17 protein-coding genes are annotated in these 18,141 nt (G+C 41.1%); 2 read left to right on the plus strand and 15 right to left on the minus strand.

The genetic code is table 11. The features are described 5' to 3' along the window. The gene (rsgA, locus tag ACFSX4_RS04845; RefSeq protein ID WP_377772104.1) at window positions 1-867 is read right to left on the minus strand and encodes a ribosome small subunit-dependent GTPase A; all 867 of its coding nucleotides are present in this window, start codon (window positions 865-867) and stop codon (window positions 1-3) included. A gap of 89 nt (window positions 868-956) precedes the next feature. Between rsgA and ACFSX4_RS04850 the strand changes: the two genes are divergently transcribed. Continuing rightward, window positions 957-1,268 (plus strand): rhodanese-like domain-containing protein, encoded by a 312-nt coding sequence (locus ACFSX4_RS04850; protein ID WP_377772106.1) that lies wholly within the window; start codon window positions 957-959, stop codon window positions 1,266-1,268. A gap of 49 nt (window positions 1,269-1,317) precedes the next feature. Here the strand turns inward: ACFSX4_RS04850 and ACFSX4_RS04855 are convergent, their stop codons facing one another. From ACFSX4_RS04855 to gmk, 10 genes are all read right to left on the minus strand, one after another. Beyond that, window positions 1,318-2,586 carry a cytochrome P450 gene (locus ACFSX4_RS04855; RefSeq protein ID WP_377772108.1) on the minus strand — a complete coding sequence of 423 codons (1,269 nt, stop codon included), beginning with the start codon at window positions 2,584-2,586 and terminating at the stop codon, window positions 1,318-1,320. Between the two features lie 80 nt (window positions 2,587-2,666). Continuing rightward, window positions 2,667-4,655 carry a Stk1 family PASTA domain-containing Ser/Thr kinase gene (pknB, locus tag ACFSX4_RS04860; protein WP_377772110.1) on the minus strand — a complete coding sequence of 663 codons (1,989 nt, stop codon included), beginning with the start codon at window positions 4,653-4,655 and terminating at the stop codon, window positions 2,667-2,669. Beyond that, complete coding sequence (locus ACFSX4_RS04865) at window positions 4,652-5,398, minus strand: Stp1/IreP family PP2C-type Ser/Thr phosphatase (protein ID WP_377772112.1); 747 nt, start codon at window positions 5,396-5,398, stop codon at window positions 4,652-4,654. Before ACFSX4_RS04865 ends, pknB begins: the two co-directional genes overlap by 4 nt. Window positions 5,399-5,400: 2 nt before the next feature. Further along, complete coding sequence (gene rlmN, locus ACFSX4_RS04870) at window positions 5,401-6,504, minus strand: 23S rRNA (adenine(2503)-C(2))-methyltransferase RlmN (protein ID WP_377772114.1); 1,104 nt, start codon at window positions 6,502-6,504, stop codon at window positions 5,401-5,403. A 2-nt stretch (window positions 6,505-6,506) separates the two neighbouring features. Then, window positions 6,507-7,811, minus strand: coding sequence for a 16S rRNA (cytosine(967)-C(5))-methyltransferase RsmB (rsmB, locus tag ACFSX4_RS04875; protein ID WP_377772116.1), 1,305 nt, complete (start codon window positions 7,809-7,811; stop codon window positions 6,507-6,509). A gap of 1 nt (window position 7,812) precedes the next feature. After that, the gene (gene fmt, locus ACFSX4_RS04880) at window positions 7,813-8,748 is read right to left on the minus strand and encodes a methionyl-tRNA formyltransferase (RefSeq protein WP_377772118.1); all 936 of its coding nucleotides are present in this window, start codon (window positions 8,746-8,748) and stop codon (window positions 7,813-7,815) included. A gap of 9 nt (window positions 8,749-8,757) precedes the next feature. Beyond that, complete coding sequence (gene priA / locus ACFSX4_RS04885) at window positions 8,758-11,139, minus strand: primosomal protein N' (protein ID WP_377772120.1); 2,382 nt, start codon at window positions 11,137-11,139, stop codon at window positions 8,758-8,760. Beyond that, on the minus strand, window positions 11,136-12,326 hold the full coding sequence (coaBC, locus tag ACFSX4_RS04890) for a bifunctional phosphopantothenoylcysteine decarboxylase/phosphopantothenate--cysteine ligase CoaBC (protein WP_377772122.1): 1,191 nt from the start codon (window positions 12,324-12,326) through the stop codon (window positions 11,136-11,138). Before coaBC ends, priA begins: the two co-directional genes overlap by 4 nt. A 45-nt stretch (window positions 12,327-12,371) precedes the next feature. Continuing rightward, the gene (gene rpoZ, locus ACFSX4_RS04895) at window positions 12,372-12,566 is read right to left on the minus strand and encodes a DNA-directed RNA polymerase subunit omega (protein ID WP_377772124.1); all 195 of its coding nucleotides are present in this window, start codon (window positions 12,564-12,566) and stop codon (window positions 12,372-12,374) included. After that, window positions 12,566-13,189 carry a guanylate kinase gene (gene gmk, locus ACFSX4_RS04900; RefSeq protein ID WP_377772126.1) on the minus strand — a complete coding sequence of 208 codons (624 nt, stop codon included), beginning with the start codon at window positions 13,187-13,189 and terminating at the stop codon, window positions 12,566-12,568. Before gmk ends, rpoZ begins: the two co-directional genes overlap by 1 nt. Before the next feature lie 167 nt (window positions 13,190-13,356). On the opposite strand from gmk, the gene ACFSX4_RS04905 reads away from it, so the two are divergent. Beyond that, window positions 13,357-15,051, plus strand: a complete 1,695-nt coding sequence (locus tag ACFSX4_RS04905; RefSeq protein WP_377772128.1) for an Rqc2 family fibronectin-binding protein — start codon at window positions 13,357-13,359, stop codon at window positions 15,049-15,051. 91 nt (window positions 15,052-15,142) lie between these two features. On the opposite strand, the gene pyrE is transcribed toward ACFSX4_RS04905, so the two are convergent. The 4 genes from pyrE to ACFSX4_RS04925 are packed head-to-tail and all read right to left on the minus strand — an operon-like array spanning window position 15,143 to window position 18,134. Continuing rightward, entirely contained in the window at window positions 15,143-15,754 is a 612-nt protein-coding gene (gene pyrE / locus ACFSX4_RS04910) for an orotate phosphoribosyltransferase (RefSeq protein WP_377772130.1), read from the minus strand. Beyond that, window positions 15,754-16,449: an orotidine-5'-phosphate decarboxylase gene (gene pyrF, locus ACFSX4_RS04915; RefSeq protein ID WP_377772132.1), complete on the minus strand. Its 696-nt coding sequence runs from the start codon at window positions 16,447-16,449 to the stop codon at window positions 15,754-15,756. The genes pyrE and pyrF overlap by 1 nt, the downstream gene beginning before the upstream one ends. 21 nt (window positions 16,450-16,470) lie before the next feature. After that, a complete protein-coding gene (locus ACFSX4_RS04920; RefSeq protein WP_377772134.1) occupies window positions 16,471-17,388 on the minus strand; it encodes a dihydroorotate dehydrogenase in 918 nt (305 codons plus the stop codon). After that, window positions 17,385-18,134 carry a dihydroorotate dehydrogenase electron transfer subunit gene (locus tag ACFSX4_RS04925; protein WP_377772136.1) on the minus strand — a complete coding sequence of 250 codons (750 nt, stop codon included), beginning with the start codon at window positions 18,132-18,134 and terminating at the stop codon, window positions 17,385-17,387. Before ACFSX4_RS04925 ends, ACFSX4_RS04920 begins: the two co-directional genes overlap by 4 nt. Window positions 18,135-18,141 lie beyond the last annotated feature (7 nt).

Genomic DNA, 18,141 nt, shown 5'->3' on the forward strand with positions numbered 1-18,141 from the left:
TTAATACCTCTCTTTTCGATTTTCAATTTCTTCATAAATCTGAACGTAGCTCTGATATCGTGTTTCAGACAGTGTTCCATCTTCAACTGCTTTTTTGACACCGCATTTCGGTTCATTGATATGCAGACATTCCCTGAATTTACAGCCCGCAATATAATCATTAAAATCCCTGAAGCAGTACATTAGATTATATTTATCTATCATTTCAAAATCAATCGTACTGAAACCTGGAGTATCTGCAATATACCCGCCGCCGATTTCTATCAATTCCACATGACGGGTGGTATGCTTCCCTCTGTTTAAGGCATTTGAAATCTTGTTTGTTATCAGTTCAGTCCCCGGTACGAGTGTATTAATCAATGTTGATTTACCGACACCGGACTGTCCTGCAAGTACACTCAGTTTATCTTTAAATATATGTTCTACAGCATCATTCACTTGGTCTTTTTCAGTAAAGAACACCTCATACATTCCACCGTAAACTTCTCTAATCCGGTCCTCTAAAGCTTTATCATCCGTAAGATCAATTTTGGTAACCACAATAACAGGCTCAATGTCATGTGCCTCTGCATAGGCAATAAACCGGTCCAGCAAATAAAAACTGAAGTCCGGAGACTTCATGCTCATGGTTAACAGTACCTGATCGATATTTGCGACCGGCGGTCTCACAAGAGAGTTATCACGGTCATCAATTGCTGTAATATAGCCTTGATCCTCATTCTCAATTTGAAATGTCACAATGTCTCCGACAAGTGGTGATTCCGCTGTTTTTCTAAATCTGCCTCTTGCACGTGTTTCATAAATTTCATTATCGTATTTCACATAATAAAAGCCGCTTAACGCCTTAATAATTATTCCTTTCGGCATAACCCACCCCTGTTGTTTTCTTTCATTATAACAAGAAAGAAGTTGTGTTAAAATATAGTATAGAAAATATTAGATTGGAGTTTTTACAAATGACAAAAGAAGTTCACATAAACGATATTCAGCCTCTGTTGGGTGATGACAGCATATTAATTGATGTACGGGAAACTGATGAACTGCTTGAAACAGGCTTTGTTCCAGGTGCGGTCCATGTCCCGATGTCTACACTGACTGTTGAAGATAATGCACTCACCGATAATAAAGACAAAACAATCTATGTAATGTGCCGCAGCGGCAAACGCAGTCTTAATGTCCAGACCTTCCTGCTGGAACATGACTTTGATGCAGTCAATGTCGCCGGCGGCATTATTGAATATGAAGGCGATGTTAACCGCCTTCAATAGTAATATTTAATTAAGCATTATAAAACCCACCGGAAGGTGGGTTTTATAATTATTTTCTATTTACTTTTTCACGAACATTCTCAATAATAAATCCGCTGTTAATGTAGCCCGGAATACTGTTTAAATTAACAGTTAAATCCTGTTCAGGTACATCAAATGAGATACGTGAAGCGAAATATTTCATCGTTTCTTCCATGATGATGATTGTAATCCATTCTCCTGCACAACGGTGGTTTGTCCAGTAGTCACCGCCGCCCTGAGGAATTAAATCAAATGGAGAACCATCCCAGTTCTCAAAACGTTCCGGACGGAATTCGTTTGGATTTTCCCATGCATTTTCATCATGTAGAGTACCGTATACATCCAGTACCAGACGTGTGCCTTTTTCAATATCATGGCCTTTAAATTGAATATCCTCTTTAGCCATACCCGGCAGGAATGGAACGAACGGATAGAAACGTCTGACTTCCTGTGCAAATTTATATGCATAATCCGGTTCTGTTTTAATCTTCTCAACAGTTGTAGGGTTCTCATACATTGCAAGCATACCGAATGCAACAAAACGGTTAATTGCGATTAACGGACGGAATGTATTCATCAAATCAATGGCACATGTACGTGAATCCATTGGATTTCCTTTGTAATCTTCCCAATGGGATAATTCATACAAAGCAGTACCTTCCGGCGGATGGATTTTACCTTTACGTGTCTGGATGATTTGATCTTCCAGCCAGTCTTCCACACGGCGGCGTGCATCTTTAGAGGATTTATACCCCTTAAATGCTGTACCAATTGCCTTGAAAGAGTCAATCATAATATCCATATCAGTTGCAATTCTTTCAATCTCTTCTTCCGGTGCCTGTACTCCCGCCCAACGTGTACCGACTCTTGTTAAGAGTACTACAGATTCACGGTAAATATTCACCTGATCCATGTTTTCCATGCGCTGTGTGTTGGCAAGCCAGTAATTTCTTGTCAGTTCACGTACGTACTGAAGATTGCCTTCAGTCATTAGTGACATGAACAAAGCTTTTCTGTCGATATGTTTTTTACCGTCAATTGTGTGGATTGCGCCTTTACCGAAAAGCGTGTTGACCAAACGTTTTGGCAGCATTCCTTCACGTTGGATTCTATCATTATCGTAAAATAATTCTGCGCCTTCTTTACCATTCAATACAACGAAACGATTGCCCCCGATCGCCCGTGTTTCAAACACATCAGTATTGAGACGTTTTCTTTGATTGGATGTGTAAAGGTATCCCTGTTTTAATACTTTTAAAGTATTATCAAGACCTTTATCCTTTTTAATAGTACTCATCTATATTCCTCCATTTTACGTATTCCTTCTTCATTATATAGAAACATGTTTTCTATTGCCAATATTTTAAGAATGAAGATTTACTCATTGCTGTATGGAACAGTCTCTTCCATAATTGTTTCCCCGTCTACCTCAATCTTAAACTCGCCTTCTTCATCTTCTTCTATAATCATACGGATTGTATAAGTACTGTCTTCCGTAATTTCAATCGTATCAAATACATCTCCAATGTTGTTATCACGGTCTTCAAGGAATATTTCCACTTCAACCGGTTCGTTCTCATCTTCTTCAGCTGCTTCTGAATCCGAGTCGGAATTAGACCCAGAGCCTGAATCTGAGCTGTCCTGGCTGTCTTCATCTTCGGGGTAGGAGATTGGTACGGTCTGGACATACTGCATTTCCCTTGCCGGTTCCTCACCGAGGGAAGAAATCAGATTGATTGTAGATCCCGGGAGAAAATCTCCATAGCTTGGGTCCTGACTGACTACGTTACCTTCTCCGATTGAGTCGTGATAAACTTCCTGTATCACAGAAACATTAAAACCGTCTGCCTCGAGCTCACTGACTGCAGTATCTACTGATTCTCCGGTAAAGTTTCTGATTTCCACCGGTTCAACACCCTGTGAAATTTCAAGTGTCAGGTTTTCATCTTCCGGATGAATCTCTGTGCCCGCATCAATCGACTGGGATAAAATTGTTCCAGGCTCACTCTCATCATACCGCTCTTCAACATTTACCGCATTAAAGCCGAAACTATTCACTTGATTTTGCACAGCATCATACATTTCACCAACATAATCCTGCATTTCTTCAGGTTCAATCCCCTGACTGACAAGAACATCAACAGTAGACTGAAATTCCAGTTCAGTACCGGAAGCTGGAGTTGTTTCAATAATCTGTCCCTCCGGGAAGGTATCATTATACTCTTCTGTAACTTCACCGAGTACAAGCTGATGCTCAGTCAGTGCAGCCTCTGCCTCATCGAGCGTCATTTCCTCTAAATCAGGCAGTACAGATGTTGTGATTTCTTCTTCTGTAAAGTAGAGCAGATAAATAATAATTCCGGCACCGGCAAGCAGCAGAATCAGCGGCAGCAGGAAAAGCATACCGCGTTTTTTCTTCTTTTCTTCTTTTTTAGGTGATTCCTGAGCATTGGGATTTTCTTTTATTTTATTTTCTTCGGAAGCCTTAACGGGCACAGGTGTCACGACTGTTGCTGATTCACCGGCCACATTATTCTTTGAAACATAAGGCGTATTGTTTTCTTTATATTCATCAATAGCAAGCACCACGTCGTCCACATGCCTGAAACGGTCCAGAGGGTTTTTCTCAGTACATTTCATCACGATGTTTTTAAGCCCCTGCGGTACATCTCTGTATTGATTAATATCCGGCATACTTTCTGAAATATGCTTCAAAGCTACAGAAACCGGTGTCTCACCTTCAAAAGGAAGCTTTCCGGTCAACAGTTCAAATAATAAAATTCCAAAAGAATAAATATCCGTTCTTTCATCTGTTGACTGCCCTTTCGCCTGTTCCGGGGAAATATACTGGACCGATCCCATCACCTGGTTTGTTTCTGTCATACGTGTTTCACTCAATGCTTTAGCAATACCGAAATCCGTAATCTTCACCTGATTTTTCTCATCAAGCAAAATATTCTGAGGTTTAATATCACGATGAATAATACCTGCACTGTGTGCGTGTTTCATACCGCTCAGCACCTGCACTGACAAGCGTATAATCTCATCAATATCAATGGGATGATTGTCCCGGATATACTCTTTTAACGTCGGTCCATTCACCACTTCGGTCACGAGGAGATGATACTCATATGTCTCATCAACATCAAGAACATTAACAATATTTGGATGCGATAATTGTATTGTACTCTGTACTTCCCGCTGAAAACGGAGCTTGGATCTGTCCAGATCGTGCTGGTCCACCTTAATCATTTTAACAACGACATTACGGCTCAGGATGATATCCTCTGCCAGATAGACAGAACTCATTCCCCCGCCAAGGTATTTCAGTATTTTGTATCGTTCTGAAACTATTTTTCCTATCACATCGCTTCACTCGCTTTCAGGGCCGCAATACACACACTGATATTATCTGTTGACCCGTTCTTTTGTGCACGTTCGATTAATTGTCCGGCCCTGACCTCGAGTGAATTACTTGTATTCAGCATAATACTATGAATCTCATTATTTCTTACTTCATCTGTTAAACCATCCGATGCAAGCAGAATATAATCATACTGCTTATTACGCAGTCTGAATATATCCGGCTGAATCAGTTTCTCAGTCCCCATCGCTTTTGTAATTACATTTCTTCTCGGATGTCGGACAGCTTCTTCTTCCGTAATTTCTCCTGCTTCCACCAGCAGATTTACAAATGAGTGATCTTTAGTTACCTGTTCGATGGAACGTCTGTTGACAGCATAACCTCTTGAGTCACCGACATTCAGCATGATGATGGTATCATCAAGAACTGCAGCCAGAACTAAAGTGGTCCCCATGCCTTGATATTTCGTGTGCGCTTCTTGATAATCGTATAATCTGCGGTTTGTCTTAATCACCAGCTGGCGTAAAAATCCTTCAGCCTCACCTGAAGCGAGAAAATTTTCTTTCTCCCAGGCTTCCTGAACCATTTCAACAGCCATGTTGGATGCCACATCCCCGTAATTATGACCACCCATACCATCAGCCATAACAAGAAGCAGCTGATCTGTCTGATTATAAAATACGCCGGTTTTATCTTCATTGGTGTCTCTGAATTCACCACAGATACTCTTATCAATAATCTCCAAATTTAACCCCTCGTTTCTTCTTTGGATTCTTTCGCTCTTAATTGTCCGCAGGCAGCATCTATATCTGTTCCCTGCTCGCGTCTGATTGTTGCATTGATTCCATTCTCATTCAACGTTTCCAAAAACTCGAAAATATCATCTTTCTTTGTTCTCACATAATTCCGTTCCGGTACATGGTTGACGGGTATCAGATTGACGTGACATTTAAGGTCTTTTATCAGTTCAGCAAGTGCCGTTGCATGTTCAGTCTGGTCATTAACCCCGCCGAATAGTCCATATTCAAAACTGATACGGCGGTTCGTAACCTGCTGATAATACTTTAAAGAATCCATCAGTTTATCAATGTCATATGCTCTGTTTACAGGCATTAACTGGCTTCTGATTTCATTGAACGGTGCGTGCAGGCTGACAGCAAAATTAATTTGAATGTCTTCCTCTGCGAAATCATAAATTCGCGGTACAATGCCGCTTGTTGAAACTGTAATATGTCTTGCACCGATATTCAAACCGTCATCATGATTAACAATACGGATGAATTTCATCATATGGTTGTAGTTCTCAAACGGTTCACCGATTCCCATGATGACAATACTTGACACACGCTCATCTGTCTCATCCAGTGCTTTTTGAATCTGCACGATTTGTGAAACAATTTCACCTGCTTCAAGGTTACGTTTCAAGCCGCCGAGTGTTGAAGCACAGAAGCTGCAGCCGATTCTGCAGCCGACCTGGGTCGTCACACATACAGAGTTGCCGTAATCATGGCGCATTAATACAGTTTCTATTGTGTACCCGTCCCGTAAACGGAATAAAAACTTCATCGTCCCGTCAACACTTTCCTGCTTAACCACTGTTTCAAGCGGTTCAATGCTGTAGTTCCGGGCAAGTTTTTCCCTTAAATTTTTGGATAAATTCATCATCTCATCAAAGGAGTCAACTCTGTGGATATACAGCCATTCAAAAATCTGTCTGCCCCGGTACTCATCTTCACCCCACTCTGTCATTAACGATGTCAGTTCTTCCTGTGACAGCGTATAAATTGACGGTGTGTCAAATTCCGGCTGGAACAAATCTTTTACTGGTTTTTTTTCTGGTCTTTTAATCATTTCTAAACTTCCTTTTTCTTAAATCTGGCAATGAAAAATCCGTCTGTGTCCATCTCAAACGGTAAAATCTGCCGATACGGTCCTGTAAAATCCAACGCAGGAATATGGAAATCATCAAATTCAAAATCCGCATTGTTTTTTTTGAATGTATAGGCAACATTCTCATTTTCCATCTGATGAATCGTACATGTAGAATAAATCAGTACGCCGCCAGGTTTTAAATATTTTTTTACGTGATTCAATATACTTAACTGCAGATCGACTAGAGTGTTTATGTCTTTTTCATGGCGTTCATAACGTATTTCCGGTTTTCTTCTCATTACGCCAAGTCCTGAACACGGCGCATCTACAATGATTTTATCGTACATTTCCGAATAATGATACTCTGTTGCATCTGCCTGATACGCTTTGAAATTCTCAAGCTGCAGCCTTTTTGCCTGCTGCTTCAATATTCCAATCTTATGATTATGCACATCAGCTAAATCTACAGACCCCCCCGGTGTTTTTTCAAGAGCATGAAGTCCTTTTCCTCCGGGCGCACTGCAGGCATCGAGTATTTTATCTTCTTTACCAGGAACAAGCGCATCGACTACAAACATCGAGCTGACGTCCTGTATACTGAAAAGTCCGTTTTGATATGCATTTGTATTTAGAATATCAGCACCCGTCGTTACAATTAAAGCATCCGGATGGACAGTAGATATCTCCACCTTGTGACCTTCCTCATTCAACACGGCAGTAAGCTCTTCTCTTGTGATACGGCGCGTATTCACACGGAGATACATATTTGGACGGCTTGTGAGACTCCGGGCAATTCTTTCTGCCCCGTCCATACCGTGATGCGTCTTCCACTGCTTTAAAATCCATAACGGAATACTGGTTTCAACTGACAGCCGCTTTAAATCATCTTTAATTTCATTAAGCGGACGGACATCTTCTTTAACAAAACTGCGAAGAATTGCATTGACTGTATTTGCAGTCTGTCTGCCGCCTTTTTCTTTGGCAATATTCACCGCATCATTAATCACGGCATAATCCGGAACACGTTCCAGATAAATAATTTGATAGATAGAAATAAACAACAGACGGCGCTGCCAGCGTTTTAGTCTCGTTTTAATAAAAGGATTCAAATAATAATCAATCGTCAGCTGATGACTGATGGTTCCATAGACGATTTCTGTAAACAGTCCTTTGTCCGCCTGAGATAAATGGTTCTCTTTCAAAAGGTCGTTTATGACAATGTTTGAATAGCCTTTATCGTCGACAATTCTTACGTATGCATCTAAAGCGAGAGCTCTGACATTCATACTATTCAGCCCCCAGCTGCGTGCCGTCGATATCCTGCCTGCTGCCTGCAAACTGATGGGCAGGCATCCGTTTTTTTCCTGAAGGCTGAACTTCTGTAATCCGCAGGACACCGGTACCGCAGGCGACATAAAAACCGTCACCGTCTTTTTTTATGATTGTTCCCGGCTGCTCTGTTGACTGTTCATCTGTGAGGTCGGCCGCATAAATTTTCAACCGTCTGCCGTCTAGGACTGTATATGCCCCCGGAAACGGTGAAAGACCACGGATGTGATTAAAAACATCTCTTTGAGAACGCGTGAAATCAAGCCGTTCATCTTCTTTTGAAATGTTCGGGCTGATTGTTTTTTCTTCATGATTTTGAGGTATTCTTTCGTTTGTGCCGTTAAAAATATCAGGCAGTGTCTTCATTAATAAATCACCGCCGAGAATACTCAGTCTGTCATGAAGCGTTCCAGTATTATCTTCATCAGTGATCTTTGTAGTCACCTGTGAAATGATATCTCCGGAATCGAGCCCTTCAGCCATATACATAATCGTCACGCCGCTCTCACTGTCACCGTTTAAAACAGCACGGTGAATCGGTGCACCCCCGCGGTGTTTTGGAAGCAGCGATGCATGGACGTTCACTGCACCGAACTTCGGCAGATCCAGTACCTGCTTCGGTAAAATCTGTCCGTATGCTGCCGTAATAATCAGGTCCGGTTGATAGGACTGTATTTTTTTAAACGCTTCTTCCGCTTTAATACGCTCCGGCTGATATAAATCAATTCCGAGTTCTTTTGCTTTTTCAGCGACCGGCGGTGCCGTATATACACGCTTCCTGCCGACCGGTTTATCAGGCTGTGTAACAACAAGTGACACACCATATTCTGAATGTACTTTTTCTAATATGGACACTGAAAAATCAGGTGTCCCCATAAATACTATTTTCGGCATGACAGCCTCCTACATTATATATTGAGGGTCAACATCAATTCTTAAACTGAGCCCCTCTTTTTTATATCTTTCATAATAAAATTCATCAAGTTCATGAAGCACAGCACTTAAGTCCGGTTCCCGTTTATATTTCAACAATATCTGGAAACGGTGCTGATTGTTAATTCTCTCTATAGGACTCGGTGAAGGTCCGACAATAATAGCTGTATCACTGACGGCTGCTGTCAGCTTCTCATGAACATGTGCAGCCGCCTCAAGACACTTCCTCACATCTTCTGAAGATACTGTAAACAGCACATGAAAATAAAATGGTGAATACCTTGCAAAACGTCTGAATTCCATTTCTTTTTCATAAAATGCCTGATAGTCATTGGACTCACTTAACGTAATCGCATAATGTTCACTGTTATATGTCTGAAAGATGACTTCACCCGACAATTCATGGCGGCCGGCACGCCCTGCCACCTGCGTCAACAGTTGAAATGTCTTTTCATTCGCCCGGAAATCCGGAAGATTGAGCATTGTATCTGCATTCAGCACACCAACTAAAGTTACTTTAGGGTAATCAAGCCCCTTGGCTATCATTTGTGTTCCGAGAAGAATCGGCACTTCCTCCTTCTCAAATCTGTTGAGAAGCTTTTCGTGCATGCCTTTTCTCCGGGTCGTATCATTATCCATTCTGACCACATCCACCTGAAACATATCACGCAGGATTTCCTCGATTTTCTCTGTCCCTGTCCCTCGGAATGTAACATCATCACTGCCGCACGCCGCACATTCACGCTTCACTTCTTCTTCATATCCGCAGTAATGACAGAGCAGCGTATGATTGCTTTTATGGTAAGTTAACGAAATATCACAATTTGGGCAGTTCGGTACATCGCCGCATGACTGGCATATTTGAAAATTGGCATATCCCCGCCTGTTCAAAAGAAGCACTGTCTGTTCCCCTCTGTCAATACGGTCCTGAATTGCTTCCTTTAATGCTGAGGATATTACGGACGTATTCCCTGTACGGTGTTCTTTCGCCATATCAACAATACGTGTGTCGGGGAGCGTATTTGAGGCTGCTCTCATATTAAGTTCCAGCCGCTCGTATACCGACTTGTCACTTCTTGCATAGGTTTCAAGAGAGGGGGTTGCTGTTCCGAGAATAAGCGGACATTTGTGAAAACTGCTGCGGTATTTTGCTACTTCAACTGCGTGATACATCGGTCTGTCTGTCTGTTTATAAGTGGTTTCATGCTCCTCATCCACAATAATGATACCGACATTTTCAAAGGGTGCAAAAATACTGCTCCTTGCACCGACAGACACTCTGGCACGACCTTCTTTTATCTTTCTCCATTCATCGTACTTTTCACCGTGGGAAAGACCGGAGTGAAGTACTGCAACCTCATCACCAAAACGTGATTTAAAACGATTGACCATCTGGGGTGTCAATGCGATTTCAGGAACCAGCATAATGGCTTCCTGCCCTTTATCGAGCACTGCTTTAATCGCCTGTAAATACACTTCTGTTTTACCGCTCCCGGTAATCCCGTGAAGGAGAAATGTCTTCGGGTCACTGCGGTCCATTGCATCCTGAATACGCCCGAACGCATAATCCTGATCCTGGTTTAAAATTTTCGGTTTGTCTTCAAAGAAAACTCTGTTCTCATAAGGATCACGTTCAATGACCACATCAATTTTTTCAGCATAGCCCTTTTTCACAAGTTCATTAATTGTGTGGCTGCTGTAGCCGTCTTCATGCAGGCGGCTGAGTTCAATATATTCATGGTTCTCGAGGTAATCAAGAAGTTCAAGCTGTTTGACTGCGCGGCCGAAATCTCTTCCCGGCTGAAACGTCGGCTTCAGCGCTCTCGCATATTTTTTATTTGTATGCTGCTTCAGCTCTGTTTCTTCTATAATATCCCCGCTGTCAATAAACGGCTTAATACCTTTTAATGCTTCTGCATCCAGTTTTTTTGTCAGCACTTTCCCGCCGGAATGACTGGCTTTAAAAAAGTCCGCCGCTTCTTTCGATGCATCGCTGTGAAGTGTTAAAACCTTCTCACTCTGTGACTTCAATGCTGCAGGGAGAATCGTTTCAATGACTGAAATATACGGGTCAATATAATAATCTGCGAGATGTTTCGCAAGCATAATCAATTCCCTGGTGAGTACCGGCTCTATATCAAGGGCCCTATTAATCGGTCTGATTTTTGATGCATCAAAATCAACGGAATCTTTAATATTGACCACATACCCCTGAATATTACGCGGACCGAAAGGGACCAGCACTCTGTGTCCGATTTTGATAATTCCAATAAGGGGATCCGGAATTTTATACTCAAAAATACGGTTCACTTCTTTTGAAGATACACTGACAATTACAGATGCAAACTTCACTTCTGCCACCTGCTTATGATCACTTCTGCAATATCAGCAGCAAGTTTTTCTTTATCATTCTTTTCAAAATGAACATCTTCACCCGATTTGAAAATCATCGTCACTTCATTTTCGTCACTGTTCATACCAATCGACGAATCCGACACATCATTCATAATGATACAGTCGGCATTTTTCTTTTTAAGTTTTTCTGATGCATACTGATGTACATCTCTCGTTTCTGCAGCAAAACCAACCACATACATTCCTTTATGGTTATGGCCGGCATATTTTAATATATCCGTCGTTTTGGACAATTTAATATTTAAATCATCAACATCATCTGTCTTTTTCATCTTATGATCACTGTATGTCTCAGGTTTATAATCACTGACCGCTGCAGTAAAAATACCGATATCATAATCCATGAATTCACTGACTGTTTCAAACATTTCATCCGCCGACTCAACATCAATACGATGTACACCGTGCGGTGTGTTCAAGTCAACAGGGCCGCTCACAAGTGTGACTTCCGCCCCTCTCTGCTTAAAGGCACGTGCAATACTGTAACCCATTTTACCGCTTGAATGATTGGTGATATAGCGCACTGGATCAAGAGCTTCTCTTGTCGGCCCCGCTGTAATCAATACACGTTTTCCTGTGAGATCATTTCTTTTATTCAGAAAGGTTTCAATATAATCTACAATATCAGGAACATTTGCCATACGCCCTTTTGCATTATATCCGCATGCTAAAAATCCACTTTCTGCATCAAGAAAGTGATAACCTTCACTAATCAGCTGCTTAATGTTCCGCTGAACGGCAGGCTGTTCATACATATGCACATTCATGGCGGGTGCCATAATCACCGGCTTTGTATTTGCAGCGAGTGTATTCAAAAGCATATTGTCATATATACCGTTCGCAAGTTTTCCTATAGTATTGGCTGTTACAGGTGCCACCACAATTAAATCCGCCCACTCCCCTATATTAATATGGGAAATTACATTCGGATCTTCTTCTTTGAATGTATTTGTGTAAACATGGTTTCTTCCAATTGCCTGGAACGCAAGCGGTGTAATAAACTGAAGCGCATTATCTGTAAGCACGACTTTAACCTGGTACCCTCTTTGAATGAGCTTGCTGGTTAAATCAACCGCCTTATAAGCAGCAATACCGCCAGTAACACCGATAACAATATTCGTCATACTTTTCACCTCTTATCTTAAAAAAAGCTGACAATCTCTTGTCAGCTACATTTCTACTTTAACTTTTTTCTCAGCAATTTCTTCCAGTGCCATTCCCACTGTTTTATATGAATGGTAACTATCCAGTACAGTATCATCAGGGTGATTTTGTAATTCTCTTGCGCGCTTTGCCGCAAGTGTAACCACTAAATATTTTGAGTCAACATTTTTCTTTAATTCATGGATTGGTGGATATAACATTAATTATTGACCTCCAGTAAAGTTTTTCTTAATTTTGATTCTACACGCGCACGCTTCATATGTGAAGCTTCAACAATACATTGTACACGATTTTTTGCTGCTCTGACATCATCATTAATGACAACATAGTCATATAAATTCATCAATTTCAATTCTCTTTTTGCTTCAGAAATACGCTTCTTTATTACCTCTGGTGAATCTGTCCCGCGGCCGACCAGCCTTTCTTCAAGCTGTGTTAAGTTCGGCGGCGCCAAAAAGATAAACAGTGCTTCCGGGAACTTTTCTCTCACCTGTTTTGCACCTTCAACTTCAATTTCAAGAAATACATCATAGCCTTTTTCCATCGTTTCAACAACGTAATCTACCGGTGTGCCGTAATAATTTCCCACGTAGTTGGCATGTTCGATGAATTTATCCTCTTCAATCAAGCGTTCAAATTCTTCTTTTGATTTGAAAAAGTAGTCGACACCATCAACTTCACCTTCACGTCTGTCTCTGGTTGTCATAGAAATTGAATACTCAAAAGTAGTGGCCGGATCATCGAAAATCTCTTTTCTGACCGTTCCTTTTCCCACTCCGGAAGGTCCTGAAAGTACAATTAATAGTCCCTTATCTGATGTCATATGTTATATACCTTTCTTTTCGTTCTATTTCGTTTTCGTTTAGTTCTTAAATGATTAATTTCTAATGTACCACAAACCAGATAAAATTTCATCATAAAATCAAGTACGGACTATTTGAATCTGATTCATGTTAAAATAAAGAACAGCCTAGAATAGGAGTGAGAACAATGGCATTTGACGGAAATTTTATACATGCACTCATTGATGAATTAAAACCGCTCTCCCGCGGAAAAATAAATAAGATCCAGCAGATGGATCAGGCGTCCATGATTTTCAAAATCCGGTCAAACGGAAAGAACCATCAGCTGTTAATCAGTGCACACCCTGTGTACTCAAGATTCCATTTAACCAATCAAAAATATGAATTTCCTTTTGATCCGCCGATGTTTCTGCGTGTCGCGAGAAAGCATATCGAAGGCGGAATTATTCAGGATATTAAACAAATCGGCAATGACAGACAGGTTCATTTCCATATTACGTCAAGAAACGAAATCGGCGATGAGACCAAACGTATTCTCATTTTGGAAATTATGGGTAAACACTCAAATATTATTATCACCGATGAGAATTATAAAATTATTGACGGTATTAAACACCTCACGCCGAATAATAATGCAAGAACCATTATGCCCGGCTTCCAGTATGAAGCACCGCCGACAGATAAAAAACTAAATCCAAGAACAGATGAGCTGAAAGAACTGCCGAAATTCATTGATTTTAACAACGGTAAAATCAACCGCCAGATTCTTTCAGCAGTCGAGGGGTTCAGTCCGCTCTTTATAAAGGAAATTGAATTCAATACCCGTCATTTTACAAATGAAACTTTAGTACCTGCTGTTCAGGACACCTTAAAAAAAGCAGAGAACATTAAACCGGTATTATACCCGGCGAAAAAAGACATTTTTTATTTTACAGAACTCGCACATCTTGAACAGACACCCGTCACTTTCGATACTTTAAGTGAACTGCTTGATGATTATTATCACAACCGCTACCAGCTCAGTCTGATCCGGCAGAAAGCAAATGACTACCTTCAAGTGATTGAACGCGAACATGATAAGACCAGAAGAAAAATTAAAAAACTTGAACTGGAAATTTCAGAATCCGATAAAAAAGAAGTCTACCAGAAATACGGAGAACTGATTACAGCGTACATGCATCAGATTAAGCAGTATGACAAAGAGGCGGAAGTATTTGATTATTATACAAATGAAAATATTGTCATCCCTCTCGATGTACAGCTGACACCAAGCGACAATGCTCAAAAATATTACCGTTTATACAATAAACTTAAAAACCGTGAACAAAGTGCTGCTGTCCAGCTTGAAAAAGCACAGCAGGATTTAGAATACTACAACAATCTTCTTCACCAGATGGATACTATCACAACAGAAGATGAGGTTGAACAGATTCGTGAAGAATTAGTAGAAGAAGGCATTATCAAGTTCAGAAAAGGAAAGTCTAAAAAGAAAAAATCCAATATTGAACTTCATAAGTTTCAAACGACACGCGGCTTAAATATTCTGGTCGGTAAAAATAATAAACAAAATGATTATTTAACTACTAAAAAGGCACAAAACAACCATCTCTGGTTCCACACAAAAGATATTCCCGGCTCCCACGTCGTTATTACACACAGTATGGGTGAAATTGAGGATGAGGATATTATAGAAGCGGCGGGACTCGCTGCATTTTATTCCAAAGCAGGACTGTCGGAATCCGTTCCTGTTGACTACACAGAAATTAAACATGTCCATAAAGTGAGCGGTGCAAAGCCGGGCTTTGTCAACTATTTTTCCCAGAAGACAGTCTATGTCACTCCGGATAAAAAGAAAGTTGAAAACATGAAAACTTCCAACTGATTCTTTATATCAATATAATAAAAGACAGGAAACCATGCAGGTGAACATGATTTCCTGTCTTTTTATTGAGCCCGCAGGTTTTAACTAACACTTACAAGCCATTTCTGAAGTCAACGACTTTCTGCAGGGATTCTTTTGTCAAATCACCGCGCTCGACACTGACTTCAAGTAAAGCATCGATGTTTGATAATGTTTTAAAATCGAGTGATTTAGCATTAAAATTGTCTCTTGCTTTCGGGATATTATAAGTAAATATCGCAAGTACACATACCACTTCTGCACCATATTCAAGAAGTGCTTCAGCCGCTTCAATACTGGAACCGCCTGTTGATATTAAATCCTCAATCAATACCACTTTTTTACCTTTAACATCTGCACCTTCGATCTGCTCTCCGGTACCGTGTTTTTTCTTGCTGCCTCTCACATAGCTCATCGGCAGACCCAGCGCTTCACTGACGAATGCAGCATGCGGAATTCCCGCAGTGGAAGTTCCTGCAACAATATCTACATCCGTATCCAGATTATTGACCGCTTCTTTAAAGTAAGCTGCAATTGTTCTTCTTGCATCGACTTCACCGATAATTTTGCGGTTGTCACAGTAAATCGGTGATACAATGCCGCTCGCCCATGTAAATGGATTTTCAGGCTGTACTTTTACTGCGCCGATATCCAGTAAAATTTCTGCTACTTTCTGTTCTCTCATTATTCCTTGCCCTCCCATAAAGCTTTAACCGTTTTGTATTTCTCAGCTGGATTTTCCGCCTGTGTAATGGAACGGCCGACCACTATATAGTCCGTACCCATTTTATATGCATCGAGCGGTGAAACCACACGAATCTGATCATCTTTTGAATCTTCCGGCAGACGAATTCCCGGTGTGATTGTCAGAAAATCTTTTCCAAGCGCATCATGAATCATTTCAGATTCAAGCGGAGATGACACGATTCCGTCAAGACCTGATTTTTTCGCAAGTTCCGCATAATGAAGAACGCTCTCATTAAGGCTGAGTGCTGATCTCTGTTCAAGTTCAATCATCTCTTCACTCATTGAAGTCAGCTGTGTCACAGCAATCAGTCTGCCGTCAGGGTTGCCGTCTTTAAACGATTCAACCGCCCGTTTCATCATTGCACTGCCGCCTTGTGCGTGAACGTTTGTCATCTGCACATCAAGTCTTCCTAAACCTTCCATCGCCTTACCTACAGTATTTGGAATATCATACAGTTTTAAATCTAAAAATATATCGTGGCCGAGCGCTCTGATTTCCTCGATTACTCTCGGACCATTCAATAAGTATAATTCCATACCTACTTTCACGTATAACTGTTCATCAAATTGTTTTAAGAATGAGCGTACTTCATCCAAGTGACTAAAGTCTAAAGCAATTATTGGTTTATGCATCGTTTCATCTCCTGTTCTTTTTTATAAGTATGCGCGTCCTTTTAAATCATGTAAATGAGAAATTCCCATTTCCTCAACACGTTCACTCAATCCTGCAGCAAGCGATGGACATATATAAGGATCAGTGAAGTTCATTGTTCCGACCGCAACCGCGTCTGCACCGACTGATATAAAGTCCAGTACATCGTCGACAGTCGCAATACCGCCCATGCCGATAATCGGAATATCCGGCATATGCTGGCGTACTTGGTAAATCATGTTCAAAGCAACCGGTTTTACAGCGGGGCCGCTTAAACCGCCTGTAATGTTTGCGATAATCGGACGGCCGTTCTTATCAAGACGCATTCCGACAAGTGTATTAATCATTGTGATACCGTCTGCTTCAGCCCCGACTGCCTGAGCCATTTCAACAATATTGGTCACATTCGGGGATAATTTAACATAGACCGGCACACTGGATGCATTTTTAACGGACTCTGTCAGGCGTCTTGCAGTATCCGGATCAGTACCAAACTGAATGCCGCCCTCCTTAACATTCGGACATGAAATATTTAACTCAAGCGCTTTAACATTCGGCGCTTTTGAAATTCTCTTTGCTACTTCAGTATAATCTTCAATCTGTGTACCTGCGACATTCGCAATTACCGGCACATCAAATTGTTCGAGATACTTCAGTTCATGTTCAATAATATGATCGACACCCGGGTTCTGCAGACCGATTGCATTTAACATCCCGCTCGACGTTTCAGCCACCCGCGGTGTTTTATTCCCTGCACGTGCTTCAAGCGTTGCTGCTTTAATCATGACAGCACCTAATTCCGACAGATCATAAAGTTTTGAATACTCTTCACCGAAACTGAAACAGCCTGATGCCGGCATTACAGGATTTTTTAATTCCAGTCCGGGCAGTGAGATGTTTAACTTTTTATTGTTCGTCATAAAATAATCTCACCTTTCTTAAAGACCGGGCCTTCAGTACATAATTTAATCTGACTGCCGTCTGATTTCTCACAGACACATGCATAACACACACCAAAGCCGCAGCCCATTCTCTCCTCGAGCGAAATGTATCCGTCAATCGGAAGGGTTTCTGATAATACTTTCAGCATCACTTTCGGACCGCAGGAATAAAATTTATCAAATTCTGTTCCGATTTCCCGGATGACATCTGTCACAAATCCTTCAGTTCCGTAAGTACCGTCGGCAGTCGCAATATGTGTATCGCCGAGTGCTTTGAATTTTTCTTCATAGAACACATCTTTTTTAGAATTAAATCCCAGTACATGTGTCGTTTTCACACCGATTTGATTTAAACGCTTGGAAAGTTCATAAAGCGGCGGTACCCCGATGCCTCCGCCGACAATCAGAACGCTGTCATTTTTCTCAATCGGGTAGCCGTTGCCAAGGGGCGTCAGCACATCGACAAGGTCACCGCTTTGATATTTGGACAGTTTCTTCGTTCCTTCACCGTCTGCACGGTAAATAATTGTCATTTCCGAATCATTATGATTAATACTTGAAATGGATATCGGCCGTCTGAGTACATTGGATACAGAATCTGTCACGCGGACATGGACAAACTGTCCTGCTGTATCAATCTCTTTAACGACATCCCCTGTGAGCACCATTTCATAAATCTTGTCTGCAATCAGTTCCTGTGAAACTACTTTCATCAAATTTTTCATATTCACA

Origin of the sequence: Corticicoccus populi, assembly GCF_042686195.1 — a bacterium.
In the GTDB taxonomy this organism is placed as follows: Bacteria; Bacillota; Bacilli; order Staphylococcales; family Salinicoccaceae; genus Corticicoccus; species Corticicoccus populi.